This window comes from Chelatococcus sp. KU-N122 (assembly GCF_055391085.1).
In genome coordinates this window covers 6,923,664-6,947,366 of record NZ_AP043981.1, presented here as the reverse complement: position 1 = coordinate 6,947,366, position 23,703 = coordinate 6,923,664, and the positions used below count along the sequence as shown (strand labels likewise).

Genomic DNA, 23,703 nt, shown 5'->3' with positions numbered 1-23,703 from the left:
TCCTGCCGGGCGCTACTTGGGTTCGAGGGGGCAGCCGGTCTCGCCGACAGGGCGGAAGGCCTGTTCGGCGGGGATGGTGGCCCGCCGCTCGTAATAGTCCCAGGGGCCCTTCGACTCCTCGGGCTTCTTCACCCTGAAGAGGTACATGTCGTGGATGGTGCGGCCGTTGGGCCGGATACGGCCTTGGCCGAACAGCGGATCGTCGGTGGGATTGGCCTTCATCCAGGCGAGGACCTTCGAGGTGTCCTTGTCCTTCAGCGCATCGACCGCCTTCAGGTAGTGCAGGACGCCGGCATAGACGCCCGCGTGGATCATCGTCGGCATGCGCCCGCCGCGCCGTTCGGCGAAGCGTTTGGCGAAGGCCCGCGTGCCGTCGTTCAGGTCCCAGTAGAAGGGCGAGGTCAGCACCAGGCCCTGCGCCGCCTTGAGGCCGAGCGCGTGGACGTCGCTGATGAAGATCAGCATGCCGGCCAGGTTCTGCCCGCCCTGGGCGATGCCGAACTCGCCCGCCTGCTTGATGGCGTTGATGGTGTCGCCGCCGCCGTTGGCGAGGGCGACGACCTTGGCCTTGGAGCTCTGCGCCGTCAGCAGGTAGGAGGAGAAATCCGCCGTCCCCAGCGGGTGCTTGACCGCGCCGATGACGCGCCCGCCGGCCTTCTGCACGAAGCTGGTGACGTCGCGCTCGAGCGAGTGGCCGAAGGCATAATCGGCGGTGATGAAGAACCAGGTGTCGCCCCCGGCCTTCGCCAGCGCCGTCGCCGTGCCGTTGGCCAGCGCGTAGGTGTCGTAGGTGAACTGGATCGTGTTCGGCGTGCATTGCGTGCCGGTGAGCTCGGCCGCACCGGCGCCGGAGTTGATCTGGATCTTGTTCTTCTCACGGGCGATCTGGTTGACCGCGAGCGCCACCGACGAGACCGGGACGTCGAGGACCACGTCGACGTTGTCCTGGTCGAACCACTTGCGCACGACGGCGGCGCCGATGTCCGCCTTGTTCTGATGATCGGCCGAGACGATCTCGACCTTGATGCCCTTCGCCGCGGCCTTGAAGTCCTCCGCCGCCATCTCGGCGGCGATGACGGAGCCGTCACCGGCCAGATCGACGAACTGGCCGGAGCGATCGTTCAGCACGCCGAGCTTGACCGACACCTGCGCTGCGGCGCCGGTCGTGAAGGCCGCCAGGACAGCGGCGCACAAGACTACGCTCTTCACCATGATGATCCCCCCTGTGTTGGTCGACGGCCATCGCACGAGGACGATGGGCGTCGTCTGCTTGCGGTTCTCCGGGCGCCGCCTTCGACGGTCTTCTCGCAGGTCTCGTGATCAGCGCGGCTCGGCCGCCGCGCCGGACCGCTCCAGATGGCTCGGCCGAACCACCCGCACGTCGTCGACGGTGCGGGCCAGAACCGTCTCCACGACGGCCGCGAACCGATCGTCGAGCCGCCCCGCGCGGATCGCGGCGCAGAGCTCTCGCGTCGTCGGCTCAGGCTCGTCGGCGTCTCGGCCGAGCAGCTCCGTCCAGGCCGTGCGGTCGGCCTCCGGATGGCTTTGCCCGATGGTCAGCTCGCGCTCGCAGATGCCGACCACATAGGAGGCGACCTGCGCCTTGTAGCGTGCCTCCCCCTCGAGCTGGGGCACGAGCTGGTCCAGGGCCTCCCGCACGCTGGCGAGCAGGTTGTCGATCGCCGGACGATACTGGCTCATGACCGCCTCATTGGTAGGAGTTGCGCAGCGTCATCAGCAGATCATGTTCGATCAGGCTGGTGTTGCGGCCGCAGGCCGCGAAAATGACGTCCCGCCGGCCGCCGAAGACGTGGCCGTGCGCTTGCATGATGTTGAGAATGGCCCAGCGGACCAGGCCGAAGATTTGCCAATAGCGCACCTCGTCCGGTTCGATGCGCCGGCCGCCGTGGGCCGCGTAGCTGTCGAGCAGGTCCCGGAGGTCGCCGAAGCCGCCGACTACGAGGTCGGGGCGGTTGAAGCGCCACGATCGCGTACAGAGCCAGCCGAGATCCTCGGCCGGGTTGCCGAGGTGCGAGCACTCCCAATCGAGCACCGCCGTGATGCCTCCCGCGCCGACCATCAGGTTGCCGGTGCGGAAGTCGCCGTGCAGCAGCGCCCGGGGCTGCGGATCCGGGCGGTTGAGCTCCAGCCAGCGCAGGCCGAGCTCGATCGCCGGGTGCGGCTCGTCGTAGAGGTCGTAGCGCCTGACCTGGGCGGCGAGGGGATCGATGCTGTCCCGGGTGGCAGCGAGCTCCGGCGCCTGCGCCGGATCGATGCGGTGGAGCAGGGCCAGCAGCTCGCCGACCTGGGCGGCAAGGCGCGGCCGCACGGCCTCGAGCTGCCGTCCCCCAATGATCCGCGACGGCATCGTCTCGCCGTCGACGAACGCGGTGACGAAGCCCTCGCCCAGGCCGTCGCCAGGTTCGAACAGGAGGATGGGCTCCGGCACCGGAAAGCCATGCGTGTAGGCGAGCCGCATGACCCGGAACTGCGCGGCAGCCGGCAGGAAGGGATTGTCGTCGCCGTCGTAGGTCGCCTGGCGCGAGACCATGCGCCGGCGGCTCGCGCCATCCACGAGATCGAAGATGATCGTCCGGTTGCTGCCTCCCAAGGTCGGCACGACGACGTTCTCGATCGATGCGGACGCGCCGACCTGGCGCGCCAGCGCGTGCGCGAGCTTGTCGCGCACCTCGTCGGCTGGAGCGCTCATCGCCATGGCGAGCCCGGAGCGGCCGGACCGCTATGACGGCCGGCCTCGGTACCGATCCGCAAATCAGGATCAATCATGCTGGTTCCCATGTATTTTGCAGGCACGTCGAGGTGCGCCCTTTTACTTGACCAGGTAACAACCGCCTTCGCTCATCGGGCGGAAGGCTTTGTCGGCGGGGATGGTGCCGACGAGCTTGTAGTAGTCGTAGGGGGCAACGGATTCCGACGGCTTCTTCACCTGGAAGAGATACATCGGGTGGATGTGGCGCCCGTCGGGGCGGACCTTGCCCTCGCCGAAGAGCGGGTCCTTGCTCGGCATGGACTTCATCATCTCGACGACGGTGGTGCCGTCGTCGGTCTTCGCCGCCTCGATCGCCTTGAGATAGTGCAGGACGGCCGCGTACACCCCGGCCTGCACCATGGTCGGATACTTGCCGCCGCTGCGCGCGACGAACCGCTTGCTCCAGGCGCGGGTGTCGTCGTTGAGATCCCAGTAGAATGCCTCGGTCAGGAGCAGCCCCTGGGCCGCCTTCAGCCCGAGCGCGTGCACGTCGGTGATGAAGGCGACGAGCGCGGCGAGCCGCTGCCCCTTCTGCTCGATGCCGAACTCGCTTGCCTGCTTGACCGCATTGCCCATGTCGGCGCCGGCGTTGGCGAGCGCGATCACCTGGGCGCCGGTGCCTTGCGCGCGCAAGAGAAAGGAGGCGAAGTCCGGCGTGTTGAGCGGATGGCGGATCGTGGCCAGCACTTGGCCGCCGCCGTCCTGCACCACGCGGGAGGTGTCGCGCTCCAGCTGATGGCCGAAGGCGTAGTCGGCGGTGACGAACGCCCACGTCTTGCCGCCGGCCTCCATCAGCGCGCGCCCGGTCCCGTTCGCCAGCGACCAGGTGTCGAAGGTCCAGATGACGCTGTTGGGCGAGCACTTGGCGCCGGTGAGATCGGTCAGCGACGTGCCGGAGCCGAGCAGGACCTTCTTCTTCTCGCGGGTGATTTCGTGAACGGCGATGCCGACGCCGGAGTTGGGCACGTCGGCGATGGCATCGACCTGCTCGGTGTCGTACCAGGCCCGGGCGATGGCCGAGCCGATATCCGGCTTGTTCTGGTGATCGCCGGCGACGATGACGATCGGCTTGCCGAGCACGCTGCCGCCGAAATCCTCCGCCGCCATGCGCGCGGCGATGACCGAGCCCGGCCCGGCGATGTCGGCATAGAACGACGTCATGTCGCCCATGACGCCGATCTTGACCACGTCATCGCTGATCTGGGCGTCTGCGGCCCCCGCCCAGGCCGTCAAAGCGGCTGCGGCGAGCAGCCTCAGTATGGATCTCGTCATCATCTTCCTCCCCCGGCTGGTCGTCAGCCTGCGCTCTTGTGTTGTTGCAGGCGCTCACTTTTCAGGACGAGGCCCGCGGCCTCGCGGTCCCAGAGCTCCGCCTGGGAGGCCTGGGCGCGAAGCACGGCCTTCTGCACCTTCTGCGTCGGCGTCCGCGGCAGCTCGGGCACGATCCAGACGAAGCGCGGCACCATGTAGGTGGCCATTCTGGGCACCAGAAACCGGATCAGCTCGAGCGGATCGAGGCTCGCGCCCTCGCGCAGGGTCACCACGGCCAGGACTTCGTCCTCGCCGTGCTCGCTCGGATAGGCGACGGCCGCGGCCTCCTGGACGGCGGGATGTGCGGCGAGCTCCGTCTCGACCTCGAACGACGAGATGTTCTCGCCGCGGCGACGGATGGCGTCCTTCAGGCGGTCGACGAAGTAATAATTGCCGTCGGCATCGACACGAAATCCGTCGCCGGTATGGAACCAGCCGTTGCGCCAGGCGGCCGCCGTGGCCTCCGGCGCGTTGGCATAGCCGTGGTTCATCGCCCAGGGACAATCCGTCCGGACGATGAGCTCGCCCGTCTGGCCGACCGGAACTTCGCAATCGTTCTCGTCCACGATGCGCAGATCGACCCCCGGGCGCTTGCGGCCGGCGACGCCCGGGAGGCCGGGGTTGGGGCCCGAGCGGATCGGCATCGAGATCTCGGTCATGTTGAAATGGGTGTGCACCGCGCAGCCGAAGCGCTCGGCGAACGCGAAGGACGGCTGGCCGTAGGGCACCATCAGGACGGTCCGCAGCGGATGGCGTCGCTCGTCGGCAGCGACCGGCTGGCCGAGCAGGAAGCTCGCCATGGAGCCGAGCACGATGCAGGTCGTGACCTCGCGCTCCCTGACGATCGTCCAGAAGCTCGACGTATCGAAGCGCTCCGCGACGACGATCGATCCGCCCCTGATCAGCATGGCGTAGGTCGGAAAGAGACCGCCCACATGGAAATACGGCAGATTGACAAGAAAACGATCGCTCTCGGCCAGGTAGTCCGAGCCCGAGGCCATGGCGTGGAGATGCGTATAGGACGACAGTACCGCTTTCGACGGCCCGGATGTGCCCGACGTGTAGACGATGGTCTGCGTGTCCCAGGGCGTGATCGGGCGGGCGAGGGGCGGCGGAGCCCCGTCGTCCGAGCTGAGGGCGGCCGGGCCCAGGACCGTGAGGCCTGGCACGGCCTCGTCGGCCGCGCCGATCGCCACGACCACCGTCGTCAGCCGGGAGGGCGCGATATCGGCCAGGCGCTCCAGCAACTGGCCGTGGATGACCATGAGCTTGGCGTCGGATATGCGGACGACGTGCTCGAGCAATGTGCCCCGATAGGCAAGATTGATCGGAACGTAGACGGCGCCGAGCATGTTCAGGCCGAACCAGAGGCGCAGCGCCTCGGGGCCGTTCGGCAGCCACGACAGCACGGTGTCGCCCTGGGCCACGCCGAGCCCCCGCAGCGCGTTGGCGGTCCGGATGGCGGCGTCGAGCGTCTCACCATAGGTCCAGCGCGTCCCGTCCGCGAATACTGCGAAGGTCTTGTCGGGACTGGCGGCAGCGCGCCGCTCGAGCAGGGGCCGCAGGACGCAGTCCTCGACGGCGGGCATGCGCGGATCCGTGTGCAACGGCGTCTGCGCCATCTGAGGGCTGTCGACCACCGGTCCCATCCTTGGTCGTGACATGAGGGGTGTTCTCGCCGGCTCGCGCAGGGCTAGGCGAGGATGGACGGGCGGCCGGGCGTCGCGCAGATCATTTGTTTCCTCCATATTGAATATCATTCAGTTTGGACGTAACGTAGTCCAGTGCGAGCTATGGAGCAAGCGTGAACTGGATCGCGGTGCGTGAATTTTGAGGCATGGCGGCCGCCGCGCTGTCCATCGCCTTGACGTCGACAGCAACGGAAGCGGCGGGCACGCCGGTCATCCAAACAATGGAGGAGCAAGGTGGGGTATAAGCTCGGTCGCGACGACGAATACATGCATCAGCCGACGGCTGAGCCGCACTTCAACGAGAGTGTCTATGGCAACGGCTTCGACTTCGACACCGGCGTCGGCGGCTGGATGCGGCTCGGCAACCGCGTCAACGAGGGGTATGCGGAGCTCTCGGTCTGCCTCTATTTGCCGGACGGGCGCATCGCCTGCCAATTCCAGCGCCCGTCGATCACCGCCAACGACCGCTTCGACGCCGGCGGGCTGCGCTATCAGGTGGAGGAGCCGCTCCGGCGGGTCAGCATGACCTATGAGGGCGAGCTGCTGCTCCTCGACGACCGCGACCTGTTGCGCGACCCCAAGCGCATGTTCGCCGCAGCCCAGCGCGTGCCCGGCTTCGTGCGGCTTACGCAGGAGGCGGATTCACCGGTTCACGGCGGCGTGCCGGTATCGGCCGACCACGAGCCCATGTACGGCTGGGACTTCTCGCTCGGCCACTTCAACCAGCACACGCGCGTGACCGGCGAGATCCGCTGTGGCGCGGAGACCTTCCCGCTGGCAGGCGCCGGCTGGCGCGACCACTCCTGGGGGCCGCGGCTGTGGCAGAACATCTATTACTACCGCCTGTTCATCGCCAATCTCGGGCAGGGACGGGGCTTCATGCTGCTGAAGATCACCGATGCCAAGGGGCGGACCCGCCGGCTCGGCGTGCTGCTGGTCGACGGGCAGTACGAGGAGGTCGAGGAGTTCGATCTGATCACCGACTGGGATGCGCGCCAGGACCCCAAGGTGGTCCGGCTCGCGGTGCGGACGGCGCAGCGCGCGGTGCTGATTTCCGGCGAGATCGTGTCGCTGGCGCCGCTGCGCAACCGGCGTGAGATCGACGGCCGCACGGTGACCTCGCGCATCGCCGAGGGCCACACGCGCTTCACCTGGGACGGCGTCACCGGCTACGGCATGACCGAATACATCGAGCGGCTCGACGGCGAGCGCTTGGTCGGCTACCCGCTCTGAGCGGCGGGGCTTTGCGGGCGGCGCTCAGGCGGGGCGGCCGTCCGCGCCATGTTCGTCCATCCAGCGCACGATGTTGCCGACCGTATCGCTGTAGAAGGTCCGGTAGACCTCGCGCGAGACGTAGCCGATGTGCGGCGTCGCCAGCAGGTTCTCCTGCGTGCGGAACGGGTGGTCGGCCGGCAGCGGCTCGATATCGAAGACGTCGATCGCGGCACCCGCGAGCCGGCGCGCGCGAAGCGCGCCGAGCAGCGCTGCCTCGTCCACGATCGGTCCGCGCGAGGTGTTGATGAGATGCGCGGTCGGCCGCATCAGCGCCAGCGTGCCGGCGTCGACGAGGCCGCGCGTGTGTGCGCTCAACACTAGGTGGATGGTGAGGAAGTCGGCCTGCGTGAACAGCTCCTCCTTCTCCACGCGGGTGACGCCGCGCGCCAGTGCTGCCTCCGACGTGAGGTTCTGGCTCCAGGCGATCACCCGCATTCCGAACGCCTGGGCAATACGCGCCACCTCGGCGCCGATGTTGCCGAGGCCCAGCACACCGAGCGTCTTGCCCTTGAGCCCGGTGCCGACCGTGCGCTGCCAGCCGCCGTTGCGGACCGCCATCGCCTCCTCGACCAGGGAGCGGGCGCTGGCCAGCAGCAGGGCCCAGGTCAGCTCGACCGTGGAGGACGACGATCCGCCGGTGTTCGTGACCGTGATACCCAGTTCGGTCGCTGCCGCGACATCGATCGCGGCGTTGCGCCGGCCGGTGGAGGCGATGAGCCGCAGCCGGGGTAGCCGCTCCAGAACCGCTCGCGTGAGAGGCGTGCGCTCACGCATGACGCAGATCACGTCGAACGGCGCCAGCCGATCGACCGCCGCGTCGGCGTCACCGAGGTGATCGCGAAACACGGTGATCTCGGCGCGGGCGGAGACGGGCGACCAGTCCGCCATCTCCAGGGCCACGCCCTGGTAATCGTCGAGGATGGCGACACGCATGGGAAGCTCCGCTGCGTTGGCCGGCGGCGGCACCGCCAGGTCGATGGGACGTCGGCCATCGTCAAAGCACCCGATTTGCGGCGCTTCGGCGGCGTCGCCGCGGTGAGCGGGCAGGGAGCGCTGCCGCCTACCTCTCACTCGATGGCGGCGATGGGCTCGCGCGGTTTGGCAGTGCCGCCGTGCGCCGGAGCCGTCTCCGCCTCGCCGACCAGGAGGAACGTGGCGAGCCCGGCTGCGGCGGCGACCAGCGCCGCCAGCAGGCTCGCGGCGGCGAAGCCGTCGCTGAAGGCAGCCTGGCCCGCGGCCCGGATCCCTTCCCGCAGCGCATCCGGCATCTCGGCCAGCACGCCGACCGTGTCGCCGGAGGTGACGCGCCGCGCCGCCAAAGAGGCGAGGGTGGGCGTCAGGCCCGACCGGCCGGCAGCCACGACGAAGTGGCTGACGGCCACGTGGCTCAGCACCGCGCCGAGGCCCGCGACGCCGAGCAGCAGCCCGACGAAGCGCAGGGTGGCGCCGAGGCCGGAGGCCATGCCCGCCCGCTGCGGCGGCACGGCGTTCATCATCACCTTCGCCGTCTCGCTGTTGAGCAGGCCGGCGCCGCTGCCGGCGACGAGCATGGCCGCGATCAGGGCGGGGTAGGCTGCTCCGCCGCGGGCCAGCGCCCAGAACAGCCCATTGCCGACGACCGTGATGGCAAGCCCGAAGGTGAGCAGCGCGCGGCCCGAGTAGCGGTCCGCCAGCGCCGCCCCGACACGGGGCGCCAGGAACATGGGCAGCGCGAACGGGATCATCGCCAGTCCGGCCGTCATGGGGGCGAAGCCGTAGGCGTTCTGGAGGAACAGCGGCAGATAGAAGATCATCACCTGGGCGCCGGCGGCATAGCCCACCATGGCGACGGACGCGCCGACGACGGTCGGCCGTGCGAACAGGGCCAGATCCACCATCGGGCGGTGCTGGTTCAGTTCGGCGACGGCGAAGGCCGCGAACAGGATCGCTGCGCCGGCGAGCCGCAGCAGGATGGCCGGGCTCGACCAGCCCGCGCCGTTGCCGTCGATCAGCGCCCAGATCAGCAGGAAGAGGGCGAGGCTGAAGGTGACGATGCCGGCGATGTCGAGCCGCTTGGCCTCTGGATCCGAGGATTCGGCGATATCCCGATAGGTCGCGACGAGCAGGACGGCACAGACCGGCACGTTGACCAGGAACACCCAGCGCCAGCCGAATGTATCGGTGATGACGCCGCCGATGATCGGGCCGGCGGTGATCGCGATACCCAGGCAGGAGCCCCAGAAGGCATAGGCGCGGGCTCGCGCAGCGCCGGTGAAGGCATGGCCGATGACGGCCAGCGACGCCGTCAGCAGCAGGGCGCCGCCGACGCCCTGGGCGGCGCGGGCGAGATTGAGCGTCAGCGACGAGGCGGCGAGGCCGCAGGCGCCCGATGCTGCACCGAAAACCGCGAGCCCGATCAGCATGCCGAGCTTGCGGCCATGGCGGTCGGCAAAGGAGCCGGCGGCCAGGAGCAGCGCCGCGAAGCTCAAGATGTAGGCGCTCACCACCCATTCGATCTCGGCGAAGGTCGCGCTCAGGGAGCGCGCGATCGCCGGCAGGGAGACGGCGACGATGTTGGAATCGAGCATGATCAGCGACGAGACCAGCGAGGCGATGAGCAGCACGCGGAACGTTGCCGGCGCGCTGCGGCCGTCGGTCGGAGGCGTCGCCATGTCGGGTCTCCATGGGTAATTATCGGTATATGCCGATATTATTCATTAGGGGCATATGCTAGTATCCGTCAAGCGACAAGAAGCGGAGGGTGGGAATGGCGACGCGCGGATCCAGGGCGGACAGGCAATTGGACAAGGCATCGCAGGCCGGGGAGAGCCGGCGGCCGCTGGCGGCGGTCGGCGCGTGCAACGCCTCGGCCCTGCGTAAGGCCACGCGGCGGGTGTCGCAGATCTATGACGCGTTGCTGGCGCCCAGCGGCTTGCGCGTGACCCAGCGCTCGATCCTGGTGCAGATCGCCCGTCTCGGCACGCCGACGATCGGCGACCTGGCCGACGCGCTGGTGCTCGACCGCTCCGCCTTGGCGCACAACCTGAAGCCGCTCGAGCGGGACGGCTACGTGGCCGTCAGGGTCGACCCCGTGGACCGGCGCAACCGGTTGGTCGAGCTGACGGACGCCGGCCATGTCAAGCTCGACGAAACGTTCGCGCTCTGGTGCGCGGCCCAGCGGCGCTTCGAGGCGGCGTTCGGTCCGGCGGAGGCGGCGGCCCTGCGCGCGGCGCTCGGGGTGATCGTGTCGCCGGACTTCGCCGCCCGGTTCGGCGAGGTCCCTGAGGACTGAGCGCCGCGCCGCGCCGCGCCGCGCCGCGGCGGACGGCCAGGACGGCCGTCGGCCCGTCGTGACCGTGTTCGACGCGGCCCGCCCATTCCTCAACCCAGCGATGTCCTGAGAAAAAGCCTGCTCGGGCGGCGCCCGGCGGCGACGGACTCCGTCTGCGTCCGCGGCGCAATACGGAATAATCATCCCTTGATGGGGAAAGTTCTTATTCATAAGCTCCGCGCCGAATATAAGACTTAGGTGCCGATTTGGGATCTAAATAAGTTCCAAATCGAATGGATAAGAGATCTCAGATATGCTTTCCAGGACGACCGTGGCCGCCGTGGGCTCGGCGGCGCTCGGGCTGCTGCTCGTCGCCGGGTTGGTGGATCGGCCGCGGGCCGTGGCGCAGGACGGGCCGCCGCTCACCGTGGTGCGGATCGCCGCCGTGTCCGGCTCGGTCATGCCGCAGGACTTCCGGGCCGGGATCCAGAAGGGCTTCTTCAAGAAGCACGGGCTCGACATCAAGATCACCGAGCTCGCCACCGGCGCCAACAACATCACGGCGGCGGTCCAGGGCAGCGCCGACATCGCCTATGCGGACATCTTCGCCGGCCTCTCCTCCATCAAGAACGGCTTCGACATCGGGCTCGTCGCGCCCCACAACGGCGCCGGGCCCTACCAGTTCCTGCTCGTCCGCGAGGACAGCGAGCGCAAGGCGTTCAAGGACCTTGCAGGCGCCACCATCGCGCTCGGTGCGCCGCCGCAGTTCAAGGCCATCACCTCGGCCGTGCTGGTGTCGCAGGGCGTCGACCCCAAGGCGGTGAAATTCACCATCGTGCCCGACCAGACGACGTTCGGGGCGGTCCTGCAGAGCCGGCAGGCGGACGTCATCTCGACGTCGAGCGCGGTCAACGCCTACCAGTGGCTCAACCAGTACAAGTTCCACGCCATCGGCGATTCCGACAAGACCAAGTTCGAGCTGGCGAAGGACAGCCCGATCGCCGGCTGGTGGTCGACGAGCGCCTGGTTCGGCGCCAACAAGCAAGTCGCCACCCGCTTCCGTGACGCCCTGCGCGAGACGATCGCCTGGTACGCGACATTGAGCAGCGAGGAGCGCGCCGCCTTCGTCAAGGAGCAGACGAAGATCGACCTGATCGCGCTCGACAAGCAGACGCCCGGCGTGCTCGCCGCCGCCACCGTCTACTTCGGCTTCGGCAAGCCCGTCGATCTGGCGCGGCTGCGGGACTGGATCCGCACCGGCAACGAGTACGCCAACGTGCCGACCGGCGTCGACCTCGACAGGCACATCTTCGAGACGTCCCTGAAATAGGCGCCGGCCGCGCGAGGGCAGGGAGCGGCGCCCGCGCCTGCCGTCGAGCGCCACGAGCAGCATCGGAACCATGTCATGAGCAGCAGGAAGCGCAGCCTCAAGATCGCCTATTCGGCCTGGCCGACCGGCCGCCATGCGAGCGCGTGGCGGCTGCCCGAGGCCTTCAACGGTGGCACGGTCGACCCGGTCTACCTGGCCGATACCGTGCGGACGGCCGAGCGCGGGCTGTTCGACTACTACTTTGCCGGCAACGCCATATCGAGCACCGCCGATGCCCAGCGCAGCTGGCACAACGACGTGTTCAAGATCGAGGGCTTCACGCTGGCGTCCTATGCGGCGGCGATCACCCGCCACATCGGGCTGGTGGTCACCGTCAACAGCACCTATGCCGAGCCCTACGACACCGCCCGCGCCATCGTGTCGCTCGATCATCTGAGCGGCGGCCGGGCCGGCCTCAACATCGTCACCGGCGTCGAGGGCATCGACGCGCCGGCGCAGAACTACGGCCAGGCCAAGCATCTCGGCCGGGCCGACAAGTACGGCCGCGCCGAAGAGTTCCTCGAGATCATCCAGAGCCTGTCCGACAGCTGGGAATCCGACTATTTCGTCGACGACCGCGACGGCGGCGTCTTCATCGATGCGACGAAGGGCCATCCGATCGGCTTCGAGGGCGTTCACTACTCGGTCAAGGGCGCCCTCAACGTGCCGCGCCCGCCGCAGGGCCAGGTGCCGATCGTCCACGCCGGGAGCTCGGAGCAGTCGTTCGCCTACGGCGCCAAGCACGCCGACATCCGCTTCAGCCCGTTCGTGTCGACGGACTGGAACCGGGACTACTACAAGCGGATCAAGAGCCTGCTGCCGCAGTACGGCCGCGATCCGGACGACCAGTTCATCATTCCGGGCATCACCTTCTTCGTCGCCGGCACCTCGGCGGAGGCGCACGCCAAGTTCCGCGAGGTGCAGAACCTCGTCGTCAACCAGTACGCGCCGGCACAGATCGGCGAGCTCGTCGGCCAGGACGTGCGCTCGATCTCGCCCAAGGAGAAGATCGTCAGCGTCTTCGACGAGGCGGTCTTCGCCAGGCATCCGTGGCTCGGGACGGCGCTCGCCGCCTTCGGCGACGAGAACGTGACGCTCCAGGACCTGTTCCACTACATCTCCAACAAGGGCCACCTCAATCAGCCACCCGTCGTCGGCAGCGGCAAGCAGGTGGCGCGCTGGATCGCCGATAATTTCGAGGCGCGGGCATTCGACGGCGTGAAGCTGTTTCCGCCCTATGCGCGCACGCCGCTCGACGCTTTCGTCGACCTTGTCGTGCCCGAGCTGCAGCGTCTCGGCGTCTACAAGACCGCCTACGAGGCCTCCACCCTGCGCGGCCATCTCGACCTGCCCGTGCCGCCGAACCGATATGCGGCGCGCCGCGAGGCCTCCGTGCGCGTCAAGGTTCCGGCCTGACCGACGGCGGAGTGAGCATGACCGCCGTTCGCGCCACCCGGGTCGGCAAGCACTACCTGTCCGCCAGCCGCGAGACCGTGACGGGCCTGTCGCCGGTCGACCTCGCGGTCGAGGAGGGCGATTTCGTCTCGATCGTCGGGCGGTCCGGTTGCGGCAAGTCGACCCTGCTGCGCCTGATCGCCGGCCTCGAGCAGCCCTCCGTGGGCTCCGTGGAGGTGGACGGCACGCGCGTCACTCGGCCGCCGGACAGCGTGCGCTATGTCTTTCAGGACTACAGCCAGTCGCTGCTGCCCTGGAAGACGGTGGGCGACAATATCCGCTTCGGCCTTCGCCACGCCTATGCGCTGACGGAGCGTGAGGCGCGTCGACGCGACTGGGATGTCCTGATCGAGACGAAGCTCCGCGAGGTCGGGCTCGCCGGCGTCGCCGACCGCTATCCGTCGGAGCTGTCGGGCGGCATGCAGCAGCGGGTGGCGATCGCCCGGGCGCTCGCCGCCAGGCCGAAGATCCTGCTGCTCGACGAGCCGTTCTCCGCGGTCGACGCCCTCAGCCGGGCCATGCTGCAGGACCTCATCCTGGAGATCTGGCACAGCCACCGGCTGACCGTGCTATTCGTCACCCACGACATCGACGAGGCCATCTACCTCTCCGATCGGGTCATCGTGCTCGGGCCCCATGGCCGGGGCATCGACGAGGACGCCGCCGTGCGCCTGGCGCGTCCGCGCCACCAGGTCGCCACCAGGTCGAACGGCGACTACCTGAGGATGCGCGGCGAGATCTTCGATCTCGTCATGCGCGACCAGCGCCCGGCGCGCCGGGCGGGGGCCCTGCAATGACGGCCAACGTCTCCTACCTGGAGCCCGCCGCGGCCGGCGAAGCCGAGCCTGGCGATGCGGCTCCTGCCGCACCCCGCAAGGCGGGGGCGTTCTGGCGCTCGTTCGTCCGCAGCCGCGCCCTGGGCTGGAGCGCCGTGCTGGCGCTGCTGGTCGCCTGGCAGGTCGTCGCCACCCTGTACACCATGCCCGAATTGCCGCCGCTCGATGCCATCGCCGTGGAGTGGCTGGATCAGGTCGAGAACGGCGACCTGTTGCAGGCGCTGCTCGAAACCTTGCGCATCACCGCCATCGGCTTCGTCGTCGCGACGCTGGTCGGCGTGTCCCTGGGCTTTCTGATGGGACGGGTGCGGGTGGTCTGGGCGCTGGCCGAGCCGGTGGTCGAGCTGCTCAGGCAGATCCCGGTCTCCGCCCTGCTGCCGCTGCTGATCCTGTATCTCGGCATCGAGGACCGGCTGCGGGTCACCGTCGTGGTCATCGTGGCGACATTCCCGATCCTGCTCAACGCCTTTGCCGGGGCCCGCAGCATCTCGCGCACCATGCGGCTGACGGCGCAGACCTTTCGTCTGAGCTGGTGGCAGACGCAGGTGGAGATCGGCATTCCGGCGGCGCTGCCGTTCATCCTGATCGGCATGCGCCAGGCGCTCGGCATGACGCTGGTCATGGCCGTCGTCACCGGCATGCTCGCCGGCAACAGCGGCGTCGGCTACTTCATCCTGCAGGCGCAGCAGGTGCTCAACGTGCGCGCGCTGTTTGCCGGCATCCTGACCATCGCCGTCGTCGGCTATGCGCTCAACGCGCTGTTCCTGCTGCTCGACCGGCGCCTGACCCGATGGCGGACGCTCGGTGCCGCCGACGATTGAGCGCTCCCGCTTCCCCGTAAACGTCTCGACGAGGCCGGCATGACCGCGCGTGACCGCAGCCCCTTCATCGGCGCCGACGAGCTGGCGGCGGAGCTCGCCGGCGGCAGCCGGCCCGTGCTGCTCGACGTGCGCTTCGACCCGGGCCAGCCGGGGGCCAGGCAACGCTACCTGGCCGGCCATGTGCCGGGCGCCATCTACGTCGATCTGCCGACCGAGCTGGCCGACGGCGCCGCCGAGGGGCGCGGTAGCAACCCGCTGCCGGACCCGGCCAAGCTCGAGGCGGACGCGCGGCGCTGGGGGCTGTCCAATGCCAGCCGCGTCGTCGTCTACGACGACACCACCGGCGCGCCGGCGGCGCGGGCCTGGTGGACGCTGACCTGGGCAGGGCTGCCGAACGTGCGCGTTCTCGACGGCGGCCTGGCCGCCTGGAGGCGCCGCAAGGGGGCGCTGGCGAGAGTCGACGAGCAAGCCCCCGACGGCGGCGACGTCACCGTGCGGCCAGGCCGCAAGGCCTCCGTCGATGCCGACGGCGTGCTGCCGTTCGTGGCGCAGGGCGCGCTCGTCGATGCGCGTCCCGCCGCGGCCTATGCGGGGGACGGCATCCGCACCGGCCACATCCCCGGCGCCAAGAGCGTGCCCATCGGCTGGCTCGTCGATGCCGACGGGCTGCTGCTGTCAGCAACTGAGCTGAAGAAGCGGCTCGCCGACAGCAGCGTCGACCTCGGCGCGCCGATCGCCGCCTATTGCGGTGGCGGCGTCGCCTCGGCGTTCTTCGCCCTGGCGCTGAGCACCCTCGGCATCGGCGTCACTCTCTATCCGGGCTCGTGGTCGGACTGGATCACGGACCTGCGCCGGCCGATCGAGGCCTGACCATCCGTCGCGAGGGCTCATCATGACCATTCAGGACATCTTTTCGGTTCGCGGCAAGCGCGCCATCGTGACCGGCGGGGCCAGCGGCATCGGCCTCGCCATCGCGGAGGGGCTGGCGGAGAACGGCGCTCACGTCGCCATCATCGATCGCGACGAGGCGAGCCTGGCAGAGCAGAGCCAGGCGCTGCGGGATCGCGGCCTGGCCATCCACGCGCTGAAAGCGGACGTGGCCGACGCGGGTGACATCACCCAGGCGGTCGCCGCCGCCGTGCAGCAGCTCGGCGCCCTGGATATCGTGTTCGCCAACGCCGGCGTCACCGGCGGCTACGGGCCGATCTCGGGCCAGGGTGGCGCGGGCCGGCTCGAAAGCCTTGATCTCGCCCTCTGGCAGCGGACCATCGACATCAACCTGACAGGCGTCGTCCATACCCTCAGGGCGGCTGTGCCGGCGCTGAAGGCGAGGAAGGCGGGCAAGATCATCGTGACGTCGTCGATCGCCGGCCTGCGCGCCAACCCGGCGATCGGCTATCCCTACACGGCGTCGAAGACCGCGCTGGTCAACCTTATCAAGGAGCTGGCGCTGGAGCTCGCCGAGTTCGACATCCAGGTGAACGGCCTGGCGCCGGGCCCGTTCAAGACCAACATCAACGACCGCCGCTTCCACGATCCGGTCAACGCCGCGGTGGAAACGGCGACCGTGCCCCTGCGCCGGCTGGCGGAGCCGGCGGAGATCAAGGGCCTTGCCATCCTGCTCGCCTCCGGCGCGTCGAGCTTCATCACCGGGGCGGTCATTCCGATCGACGGCGGCAAGACCGCGGGTAGCTGAGTAGCGGTGGTCCGGCTCTGTACCGGCGACGCACAGATGTTTTCAGCATATGCCGGATCAAGCCGAGTGCAATTGCGTGCCGACGAGTGTTGCATTGCAGTAAAGATACCATTTGATAGCATAATTATCTATTTTGACGGGCAATTTGGTATGTTTTGCTGGGTTAGGCGCATGACAGAGGCCGTCTTCTCGCGGTAGTATGACACGGCAGACGGGCGCACCCGTGCGAGTTTTGCCATGATCGAATTGTCGGAACTGAAAGCGTTCGACTCGGACAAGGTCAACGTTTTCTACAAATTTGTTGCCGAGTATCGATTTTATTTGAAATGGCAACAGGAAATTCAGCAGATCAGGATACGCATCGACGAGGACGCTACCGGATATTTCGTATTCTCTCAGAGCCATTACATCCAGACGCCGCTGCACCGCGCCCCGATCGTCGCCGGCCGGGCGCACGACAGCTCGGCCGAAGAGGCGCTGAAGCGGGCAACCGAGACGATCGTGCCCCATTTCGAGGAAGCCGTGGCCAGGGGGTTCGCGCCGTCGCGCGGGTGGTTCGTGCTCAACGAAGCCTATTAGCCTTTACGTCGTCGCGTGGGGATGAATGGACCGGTCAAGCCGGGCCATGGCGCTGAAATGTAACGCACTTTCGTCATGGCCGGCCTTGATTGCGGTCATCCTTCGGCAAAGAAAGAATGCCGCATGCGTAGTATGTGTTCCTACATTTTGCGAATAATGAGAAATAAAAATCTAATAACATCAATACAATAACGAGTTGTTGTCATTGACGGTCAGGGCAGGGATTGGGAATGATCGCCGCCAATTCCTGTCGAGCGGCTGAGGAGGGGTAGTATGGCCGATGCGTCCGATCTGAATGCATATCTGGTGCAGAAGCGCGCGGCGCTCGGCGAGCGGGCGGCGCGGATCGCCGATGGCTCGCTGACGGTCACGCCTCTGGCTGCGTCCGTGCGGGCCGAGGGGCGTTCCGGCGTGCGGCGCATCCGGGTGCGCGATTTCCAGGTCATCACCGACAGCCCGCCCGACTTCGCCGGCTACGACCTAGGCCCGAGCTCGCCCGAGCTTCAGCTCGGCATCCTCGGCAGCTGCCTGACGCACAGCTTCCTGATCCAGGCCGCCCTGCTGCACGTGCCGATCGAGGCGATCGAGGTCGAGGTGTCCGGGCAGATCGACGCGCGCGGCGCGCACCCGGACCATCCGGACGTGCCGGTCTACCCGCATGACATTTCCTATGTGGTCCATATCACCTCGCCCGTCTCGCGGGAGGAGATCGCCGCGCTGGAAGACCGGGTCGACCGCACCTGTCCGATCCTCAACCTGCTGCGTAGCCCGCAGAGCATCGCCGGCTCGGTCGCGCATCGCGTCCCCGGCGCCCCGCGGGCCGAGACCTCCGCATCAGCCGCGCCGCGCGCCGCCTGAGCGGCCGGCACCCATCATCCAGGATTTGCAGGACACGCCATGACCACCGTAGCGACCACGCAACGCCCCGAGACCATCGTCCTCCACGCCGGCTGGCGCGCCGACCCCGCGACCGGCGCGGTGGCCGTGCCCGTCTACCAGACGACCTCCTACCAGTTCCGCGACACCGAGCACGCGGCGAACCTGTTCGGCCTCAAGGAGCTCGGCAACATCTACACCCGCGTCACCAACCCGACGACGGCGGTGCTGGAGGAACGGCTGGCAGCGCTGGAAGGGGGGGCGGCAGCGCTCGCCGTGGCCTCCGGCCAGGCGGCTTCCGCCTTCGCCGTTCTCGCCCTGGCGCGGGCCGGCGACAATATCGTCAGCGCCACCGACCTCTACGGCGGCACCTGGGCCCTGTTCGCCAACACGCTGAGGGAGCAGGGCGTCGAGGTGCGCTTCGTCGACCCCATCGACCCGCAGAATTTCGCCCGCGCCACCGACGAGCGCACGCGCGCCTATTACGCCGAGACGCTGCCGAACCCGAAGCTCGCGGTCTTCCCCATCGCCGAGGTCGCCGAGATCGGCCGGCCGCTGGGCATTCCGCTGATCGTCGACAACACGGCGGCGCCGATCCTGGCGCGGCCGCTGGACCACGGCGCCGCCGTGGTGGTCTATTCCACCACCAAATATATCGGCGGCCACGGCACCTCGATCGGTGGCGTCATCATCGACGGTGGCAATTTCGATTGGGAATCGTTCCCCGAGCGGCAGCCGACGCTCAACACGCCGGACCCGAGCTACCACGGCGCCGTCTGGGTGCAGGAAGCCAAGGCGCTGGGGCCGATCGCCTTCCTGCTGCGCGCGCGCCTGCGCCTGCAGCGTGACTTCGGCGCGCCACTGTCGCCCTTCAACGCGTTCCAGATCCTGCAGGGGTTGGAGACGCTGCCGCTGCGCATCGAGCGCCACACTGAGAATGCCCGGGCCGTAGCCGAGTTCCTGAGCGGCCGCCCCGAGGTGAGCCGGGTGATCTACCCTGGCCTGCAGACGGGCGTGACGCGGGCCCGCGCCGACGCCTACCTCAAGGGCGGCTATGGTGGCCTCGTCGGCTTCGAGCTCGCCGCCGGCCATGCAGCCGGCCGGCGCTTCATCGACAGCCTCGAGTTGTTCTACCACGTCGCCAACATCGGCGACGCGCGCAGCCTGGCCATCCATCCGGCCAGCACCACCCACTCGCAGCTGTCGGTGGACGACCAGCTCTCGACCGGCGTCTCGGAGGGCTATGTCCGCCTGTCGGTCGGCATCGAGCACATCACCGACATCCTCGCCGACATCGAGCGCGGCCTCGACGCGGCCGGCCGCCTCGCCGAAGCGGCCTGACGCCGCGCGGCCGCAGCACCCGATCCGAGCCGGCGCCACGGCGCCGGCTTCGATGTTTCGAAGACAAGGACAAGCTTCCATGAACCTGCGTGTCGTCACGCTGAACGGACTGCCGCTGCTCGACCTGTCGAGGCTGGAGCAGAGCAAGGCCGAGCGCGACAGCTTCCTGGCCGATCTCAGGCGGGCGGCCCGTGACGTCGGCTTCTTCTACGTCGCCGGGCACGGCATTCCCGACGAGCAGATCGAGCGGGTGCTGGAGCTGTCGCGCCGCTTCTTCGCGCTGCCGGAGGCGGACAAGCTCGCCATCGAGATGGTCCATTCTCCCCATTTCCGCGGCTACACCCGCGCGGGACTGGAGATCACCCGTGGCCAGGCGGACTGGCGCGAGCAACTCGACATCGGCGCCGAGCGGCCGGCGCTGCCGCGCGACCTCGAGGCGCCGCCGTGGACCCGCCTGCAAGGCCCGAACCAATGGCCGACGGCGTTGCCGGAGCTGAAGCCCGCCCTGCTGGCCTGGCAGACGGCGGTCACGGGCGTCGCGGTGCGCCTGCTGCGCGCCTTCGCCGAGGCGCTCGAGCAGCCGGCCGACGTCTTCGAGCCGATCTATGCGGACGCGCCCAACCAGCACATCAAGCTGATCCGCTACCCCGGCCGCGACCAGACCGCCTCCGACCAGGGCGTCGGCGCCCACAAGGACAGCGGCTTCCTGACGTTGCTGCTGCAGGACACGCAAGGTGGGCTCGAGGTCGAGAGCGAGACCGGCTGGATCCCGGCCGAGCCGCTGGCGTCCACCTTCGTCGTCAACATCGGCGAGCTGCTGGAGCTCGCGTCGAACGGCTATCTGAAGGCCACGGTCCACCGCGTCGTGACACCGCCGGCGGGTACCGAGCGGCTCTCCGTCGCCTTCTTCCTCGGCGCGCGCCACGACGCGGAGGTGCCGCTGCTCGCGCTGCCGGCGGCTCTGGCGGCCGAGGCGCACGGGCCGGAGAGCGACCCGGCCAACCCGTTGTTCCACCAGGTCGGCACCAACTACCTGAAGGGGCGCCTGCGCTCCCATCCGGACGTGGCCCGGCGCCACTACGCCGATCTGCTGGAGAGGCCCGTCGGCTGACGCTGACCGGAACGGCCTTCATTGAGGATGATGCCATGAACCAGATCACGCCGCGTCCGAAGCAGTACTCCCTGGTCGAACGGCCGCCGGCTGCGAGCTTTGCGGAGGAGAGGCTGCATCGCAAGCAGCGCCTGGCGGCGACGTTCCGCCTGTTCGCGCGCTACGGCTTCGATCAGGGCCTGGCCGGACACGTGACGGTGCGCGACCCCGAGTTCTCCGATCGCTTCTGGATCAATCCGCTCGGGCAATTCTTCGGCCAGATCAAGGTCTCCGATCTCCAGCTCGTCGATCACGACGGCCAGATCCTGGTGGGCAACCGGCCGATCAACCAGGCGGGCTTCGTCATTCATTCGGCCATCCACGCCGCACGTCCCGACGTGACGGCTGCGGCCCACACCCACTCGACCTATGGCAAGGCCTGGTCGACGCTCGGCCGCAGGCTCGATCCGATCACCCAGGACGCCTGCGCCTTCTACGAGGACCACGAGGTCTTCGATCCCTTCAGCGGCGTGGTGCTCGATGCCGACGAAGGCAAGCGCATCGGCGAGACCATCGGCAGCAGGAAGGCGCTGATCCTCCAGAACCATGGCCTGCTGACCGTCGGCCCGACCATCGAGGCGGCGGCGTGGTGGTTCATCAGCATGGACAACGCCGCCCATGCGCAGCTGCTGGCCGAAGCCGCCGGCACGCCCAAGCCGATCGCCCCCGACATCGCGCGGCTTACCGCCTCCCAGGTCGGCACCCACAAGGGCGGCTATTTCAGCTTCCAGCCGCTGTGGGACTGGATCGTGGCGGCCGAGCCCGACCTGCTCGACTGACGGCGGAGGAGCAAGAATCCATGGCGCGTCTTCCCATCCGCACCATCGAGGATGCCCCGGAGGCGGCGCAGCCGTTGCTGACGGCGGCGCAGAAAGCCAACGGCTTCCTGCCCAATCTGCTCGGCATCCTGGCCAACGCGCCGGCGGCGCTGGAGGCGTATCTCACCCTGTCGGGCATCAATGGGCGTGCGTCCCTGACGCTCGCCCAGCGCGAGGCGGTGCAGATCACGGCAGCGGCGACCCACGGCTGCGGCTTCTGCGTCGCCGGGCACACGGCCGTGGCGTTCAAGAAGGCGGGCCTCGACGCACCGGTCGTCGAGGCGCTGCGCGGCCGCTCGCCGACCGGAGACGCGGCTCTCGACGCGGTGGTCACCTTCACCCGCGCGGTGATCGCCGGCCGCGGCGCGGTGACGGACGACGAGCTGGCCGCCTTCCGCCGCGCCGGATTGGGCGATGAAGCGGCGCTGGAGGTGGTGCTCGGCGTCAGCCTGGCGACCCTGTGCAACTTCGCCAACAACCTGGGCCAGCCACCGCTCAACCCGGAGCTCGAGGCCTACCGCTGGAACGGCCCGGCGGCCATCGCCGCCGAATGACACACGTCGCCGACTCGTTGCCAGCGCAGCGGCTCGGCGCCGCCACGGCCGCATGGCTCGACGCCGCGGCCGACTCCCTGGATCGCGGTGCCGACCTTGCGTCCGCACTGCTGCCCGAGCTGGCCGCCGCCGGCCTGCCGCGGGTCGGCGTCCCCGCGGACCTGGGTGGCGAGGGCGGCGACGTCGTCGATGCCGTGGCGGCGATTGCCGATGTGTCGGAGCGCTCGCTGGCGGCAGGCTTCGTGCTGTGGGGGCACCGCACCTATATCGAGTACCTGCTGCAGAGCCCGAACGCCGCGCTGCGCGAGGCGCTGCTGGGTGAGCTCCTGCACGGGCGCCTCGCCGGCGCGACCGGCCTGTCCAACGCCATGAAGTTCCTGGCGGGGCTGGAGGAGCTGCAGGTCGAGGCCACGCCCGCGGCGGAGGGCGGCCTACATTTCGCCGGCAAGTTGCCGTGGGTCACCAATCTTCGCCCCGCCGGCTTTCACGTGGCCGCGGCGGTGGCACGCCCCGGCGGCCGCGCGCTCGTCGTCTCGTTCGCGGCAGCCGATGCGGGCGTCGCGCGCTCGCCTGACCTCGACCTGATGGCGTTGCGCGGCACCAACACGGCGGCCGTTGCCATCGACGGCGTGCGTCTCGGGCCGGAGCGGATTATCCATCCCGACGCCCAGGCGTGGCTGCCGCAGGTCCGGCCGGCCTTCCTCGGCCTGCAGTGCGGCATGGCGATCGGCCTTGCGCGCCAGGCGCTGCGCGAGGCGGCGGAGGCCGCAGGCCCCGGCCGCGGCGTGCTGCGGACGCCGATCGCCACGCTCAAGGCCGCGCTGGACGCCGAGCAGGACCGTCTGTTCGTGGGCTTGCGCGGGCCCGCGTTCCAGCAGGATGCGCGGCCTCTGTTCGCCCTGCGGATCACGCTGTCGGACATCGTCGCCGAAGCCGTGGCGCTGGAGCTCAAGGCGTCCGGCGGCAAGGCCTATCTCACCGGGCCCGGTCGCGGCTTTGCGCGCCGCTGGCGCGAGGCGGCGTTCATCCCGGTGATCACGCCGAGCGTCGTGCAGCTGACGTCGGCCCTCGCCGACGCTGGCCGGAGCGCGGCATGAACGCCGCCGCGCCGCCGGCGCTGGCCGCCCAGGGCATCACCCTGCGCTATCCGCGCGCCGCGGGCCCGGTTCTCGCGGGCTTCGACCTGGCGGTGGGGCAGGGCGAGGTCGTCACCATCGTCGGCCCGAGCGGCGTCGGCAAATCGAGCCTGCTGCGGGTGCTCGGCGGCCTCGAGAGGCCCACGGCGGGTGAAGTCGCCGTCGCCGGCGAGCCGATCCGCGACGTGCACCCGCGCGTCGCCGTCGCCTTCCAAAACCCGTGTCTGCTGCCGTGGCTGACGCTGGAGCGCAATGTCGCCTTCGGGCTCGATTTCAAGCGGCAGGCGCGGCTGACGCGCACGGAGGCGCGGCGCCGCGTCGATGCGGCCATTGCCGAAGTCGGCCTCTCCCACGCCCGCCGCCTGCATCCGTCGGCCCTGTCCGGCGGCATGGCGCAGCGCGCGGCCCTGGCGCGCTGCCTTGCGCGCACCCCGCACGTGCTGCTGCTCGACGAGCCCTTCGGCGCGCTCGACGAGGTGACGCGCGCGGGTATGCAGCAGCTGCTGCTGAAGGTGGTCGCGGACTTCGGCACGGCGGTCGTCCTGATCACCCACGATCTCGACGAGGCGCTGCTGGTGTCCGACCGCATCGTCCTGATCGGCGGCGCTCCGGCCGGCGAGGTCGGCCAATGGCGCGTGGATTTGCCCAAGCCGCGGGACGACGAGGTCGCAGCTCTGGGCGGCCTGCGCGTCGAGATCCTGCGGGCTCTCCGCCAAGCCGTTCCTCATCAAGCCGTTCCTCACCAAACCATCCCCCGTCACTGATCGGAACCTCC

At 69.0% G+C, this 23,703-nt stretch carries 23 protein-coding genes; 16 read left to right on the top strand and 7 right to left on the bottom strand.

What is annotated here, in order from left to right; genetic code table 11:
• Positions 1–12: 12 nt before the first annotated feature.
• The 5 genes from ACZ5PO_RS31470 to ACZ5PO_RS31450 all read right to left on the bottom strand — a co-directional run bounded on the left by ACZ5PO_RS31470 (position 13) and on the right by ACZ5PO_RS31450 (position 5,721).
• Positions 13–1,212: an ABC transporter substrate-binding protein gene (locus ACZ5PO_RS31470; RefSeq protein ID WP_464186420.1), complete on the bottom strand. Its 1,200-nt coding sequence runs from the start codon at positions 1,210–1,212 to the stop codon at positions 13–15.
• Positions 1,213–1,320: 108 nt separating this feature from the next.
• Complete coding sequence (locus tag ACZ5PO_RS31465) at positions 1,321–1,701, bottom strand: DUF6285 domain-containing protein (RefSeq protein ID WP_464186417.1); 381 nt, start codon at positions 1,699–1,701, stop codon at positions 1,321–1,323.
• 7 nt (positions 1,702–1,708) lie between these two features.
• On the bottom strand, positions 1,709–2,716 hold the full coding sequence (locus ACZ5PO_RS31460; protein WP_464186415.1) for a phosphotransferase family protein: 1,008 nt from the start codon (positions 2,714–2,716) through the stop codon (positions 1,709–1,711).
• Positions 2,717–2,830: 114 nt separating this feature from the next.
• Positions 2,831–4,042: an ABC transporter substrate-binding protein gene (locus ACZ5PO_RS31455; protein WP_464186413.1), complete on the bottom strand. Its 1,212-nt coding sequence runs from the start codon at positions 4,040–4,042 to the stop codon at positions 2,831–2,833.
• Positions 4,043–4,065: 23 nt separating this feature from the next.
• On the bottom strand, positions 4,066–5,721 hold the full coding sequence (locus ACZ5PO_RS31450) for an AMP-binding protein (protein WP_464186412.1): 1,656 nt from the start codon (positions 5,719–5,721) through the stop codon (positions 4,066–4,068).
• A gap of 285 nt (positions 5,722–6,006) precedes the next feature.
• Between ACZ5PO_RS31450 and ACZ5PO_RS31445 the strand changes: the two genes are divergently transcribed.
• On the top strand, positions 6,007–7,005 hold the full coding sequence (locus ACZ5PO_RS31445; protein WP_464186411.1) for a DUF7064 domain-containing protein: 999 nt from the start codon (positions 6,007–6,009) through the stop codon (positions 7,003–7,005).
• Between the two features lie 24 nt (positions 7,006–7,029).
• Here the strand turns inward: ACZ5PO_RS31445 and ACZ5PO_RS31440 are convergent, their stop codons facing one another.
• Complete coding sequence (locus ACZ5PO_RS31440) at positions 7,030–7,980, bottom strand: D-2-hydroxyacid dehydrogenase family protein (RefSeq protein WP_464186409.1); 951 nt, start codon at positions 7,978–7,980, stop codon at positions 7,030–7,032.
• A gap of 134 nt (positions 7,981–8,114) precedes the next feature.
• A complete protein-coding gene (locus ACZ5PO_RS31435; protein ID WP_464186407.1) occupies positions 8,115–9,698 on the bottom strand; it encodes an MFS transporter in 1,584 nt (527 codons plus the stop codon).
• A 95-nt stretch (positions 9,699–9,793) separates the two neighbouring features.
• On the opposite strand from ACZ5PO_RS31435, the gene ACZ5PO_RS31430 reads away from it, so the two are divergent.
• From ACZ5PO_RS31430 to ACZ5PO_RS31360, 15 genes are all read left to right on the top strand, one after another.
• A complete protein-coding gene (locus ACZ5PO_RS31430; RefSeq protein WP_464186405.1) occupies positions 9,794–10,318 on the top strand; it encodes a MarR family winged helix-turn-helix transcriptional regulator in 525 nt (174 codons plus the stop codon).
• A gap of 292 nt (positions 10,319–10,610) precedes the next feature.
• Positions 10,611–11,627, top strand: coding sequence for an ABC transporter substrate-binding protein (locus ACZ5PO_RS31425; protein WP_464186404.1), 1,017 nt, complete (start codon positions 10,611–10,613; stop codon positions 11,625–11,627).
• A 75-nt stretch (positions 11,628–11,702) separates the two neighbouring features.
• Entirely contained in the window at positions 11,703–13,082 is a 1,380-nt protein-coding gene (locus ACZ5PO_RS31420; protein WP_464186403.1) for an NtaA/DmoA family FMN-dependent monooxygenase, read from the top strand.
• Positions 13,083–13,099: 17 nt separating this feature from the next.
• Entirely contained in the window at positions 13,100–13,918 is an 819-nt protein-coding gene (locus ACZ5PO_RS31415; protein WP_464186401.1) for an ABC transporter ATP-binding protein, read from the top strand.
• Positions 13,915–14,778 (top strand): ABC transporter permease, encoded by an 864-nt coding sequence (locus tag ACZ5PO_RS31410; protein ID WP_464186400.1) that lies wholly within the window; start codon positions 13,915–13,917, stop codon positions 14,776–14,778. Before ACZ5PO_RS31415 ends, ACZ5PO_RS31410 begins: the two co-directional genes overlap by 4 nt.
• Positions 14,779–14,817: 39 nt before the next feature.
• Entirely contained in the window at positions 14,818–15,648 is an 831-nt protein-coding gene (locus ACZ5PO_RS31405) for a sulfurtransferase (RefSeq protein ID WP_464186399.1), read from the top strand.
• A 22-nt stretch (positions 15,649–15,670) separates the two neighbouring features.
• The gene (locus ACZ5PO_RS31400; RefSeq protein ID WP_464186398.1) at positions 15,671–16,474 is read left to right on the top strand and encodes an SDR family NAD(P)-dependent oxidoreductase; all 804 of its coding nucleotides are present in this window, start codon (positions 15,671–15,673) and stop codon (positions 16,472–16,474) included.
• Positions 16,475–16,711: 237 nt separating this feature from the next.
• Positions 16,712–17,053 (top strand): hypothetical protein, encoded by a 342-nt coding sequence (locus tag ACZ5PO_RS31395; RefSeq protein ID WP_464186397.1) that lies wholly within the window; start codon positions 16,712–16,714, stop codon positions 17,051–17,053.
• A gap of 273 nt (positions 17,054–17,326) precedes the next feature.
• Positions 17,327–17,911 carry an OsmC family protein gene (locus ACZ5PO_RS31390; protein ID WP_464186396.1) on the top strand — a complete coding sequence of 195 codons (585 nt, stop codon included), beginning with the start codon at positions 17,327–17,329 and terminating at the stop codon, positions 17,909–17,911.
• 39 nt (positions 17,912–17,950) lie between these two features.
• Complete coding sequence (locus ACZ5PO_RS31385) at positions 17,951–19,270, top strand: O-acetylhomoserine aminocarboxypropyltransferase/cysteine synthase family protein (protein WP_464186395.1); 1,320 nt, start codon at positions 17,951–17,953, stop codon at positions 19,268–19,270.
• 79 nt (positions 19,271–19,349) lie between these two features.
• Positions 19,350–20,381, top strand: a complete 1,032-nt coding sequence (locus tag ACZ5PO_RS31380; RefSeq protein WP_464186392.1) for an isopenicillin N synthase family dioxygenase — start codon at positions 19,350–19,352, stop codon at positions 20,379–20,381.
• 35 nt (positions 20,382–20,416) lie between these two features.
• Positions 20,417–21,199 carry a class II aldolase/adducin family protein gene (locus tag ACZ5PO_RS31375; RefSeq protein ID WP_464186391.1) on the top strand — a complete coding sequence of 261 codons (783 nt, stop codon included), beginning with the start codon at positions 20,417–20,419 and terminating at the stop codon, positions 21,197–21,199.
• 20 nt (positions 21,200–21,219) lie between these two features.
• Positions 21,220–21,792, top strand: a complete 573-nt coding sequence (locus ACZ5PO_RS31370; protein WP_464186389.1) for a carboxymuconolactone decarboxylase family protein — start codon at positions 21,220–21,222, stop codon at positions 21,790–21,792.
• Positions 21,789–22,889, top strand: coding sequence for an acyl-CoA dehydrogenase family protein (locus tag ACZ5PO_RS31365; protein ID WP_464186387.1), 1,101 nt, complete (start codon positions 21,789–21,791; stop codon positions 22,887–22,889). The genes ACZ5PO_RS31370 and ACZ5PO_RS31365 overlap by 4 nt, the downstream gene beginning before the upstream one ends.
• Positions 22,886–23,692 (top strand): ABC transporter ATP-binding protein, encoded by an 807-nt coding sequence (locus tag ACZ5PO_RS31360; protein ID WP_464186386.1) that lies wholly within the window; start codon positions 22,886–22,888, stop codon positions 23,690–23,692. Before ACZ5PO_RS31365 ends, ACZ5PO_RS31360 begins: the two co-directional genes overlap by 4 nt.
• Positions 23,693–23,703 lie beyond the last annotated feature (11 nt).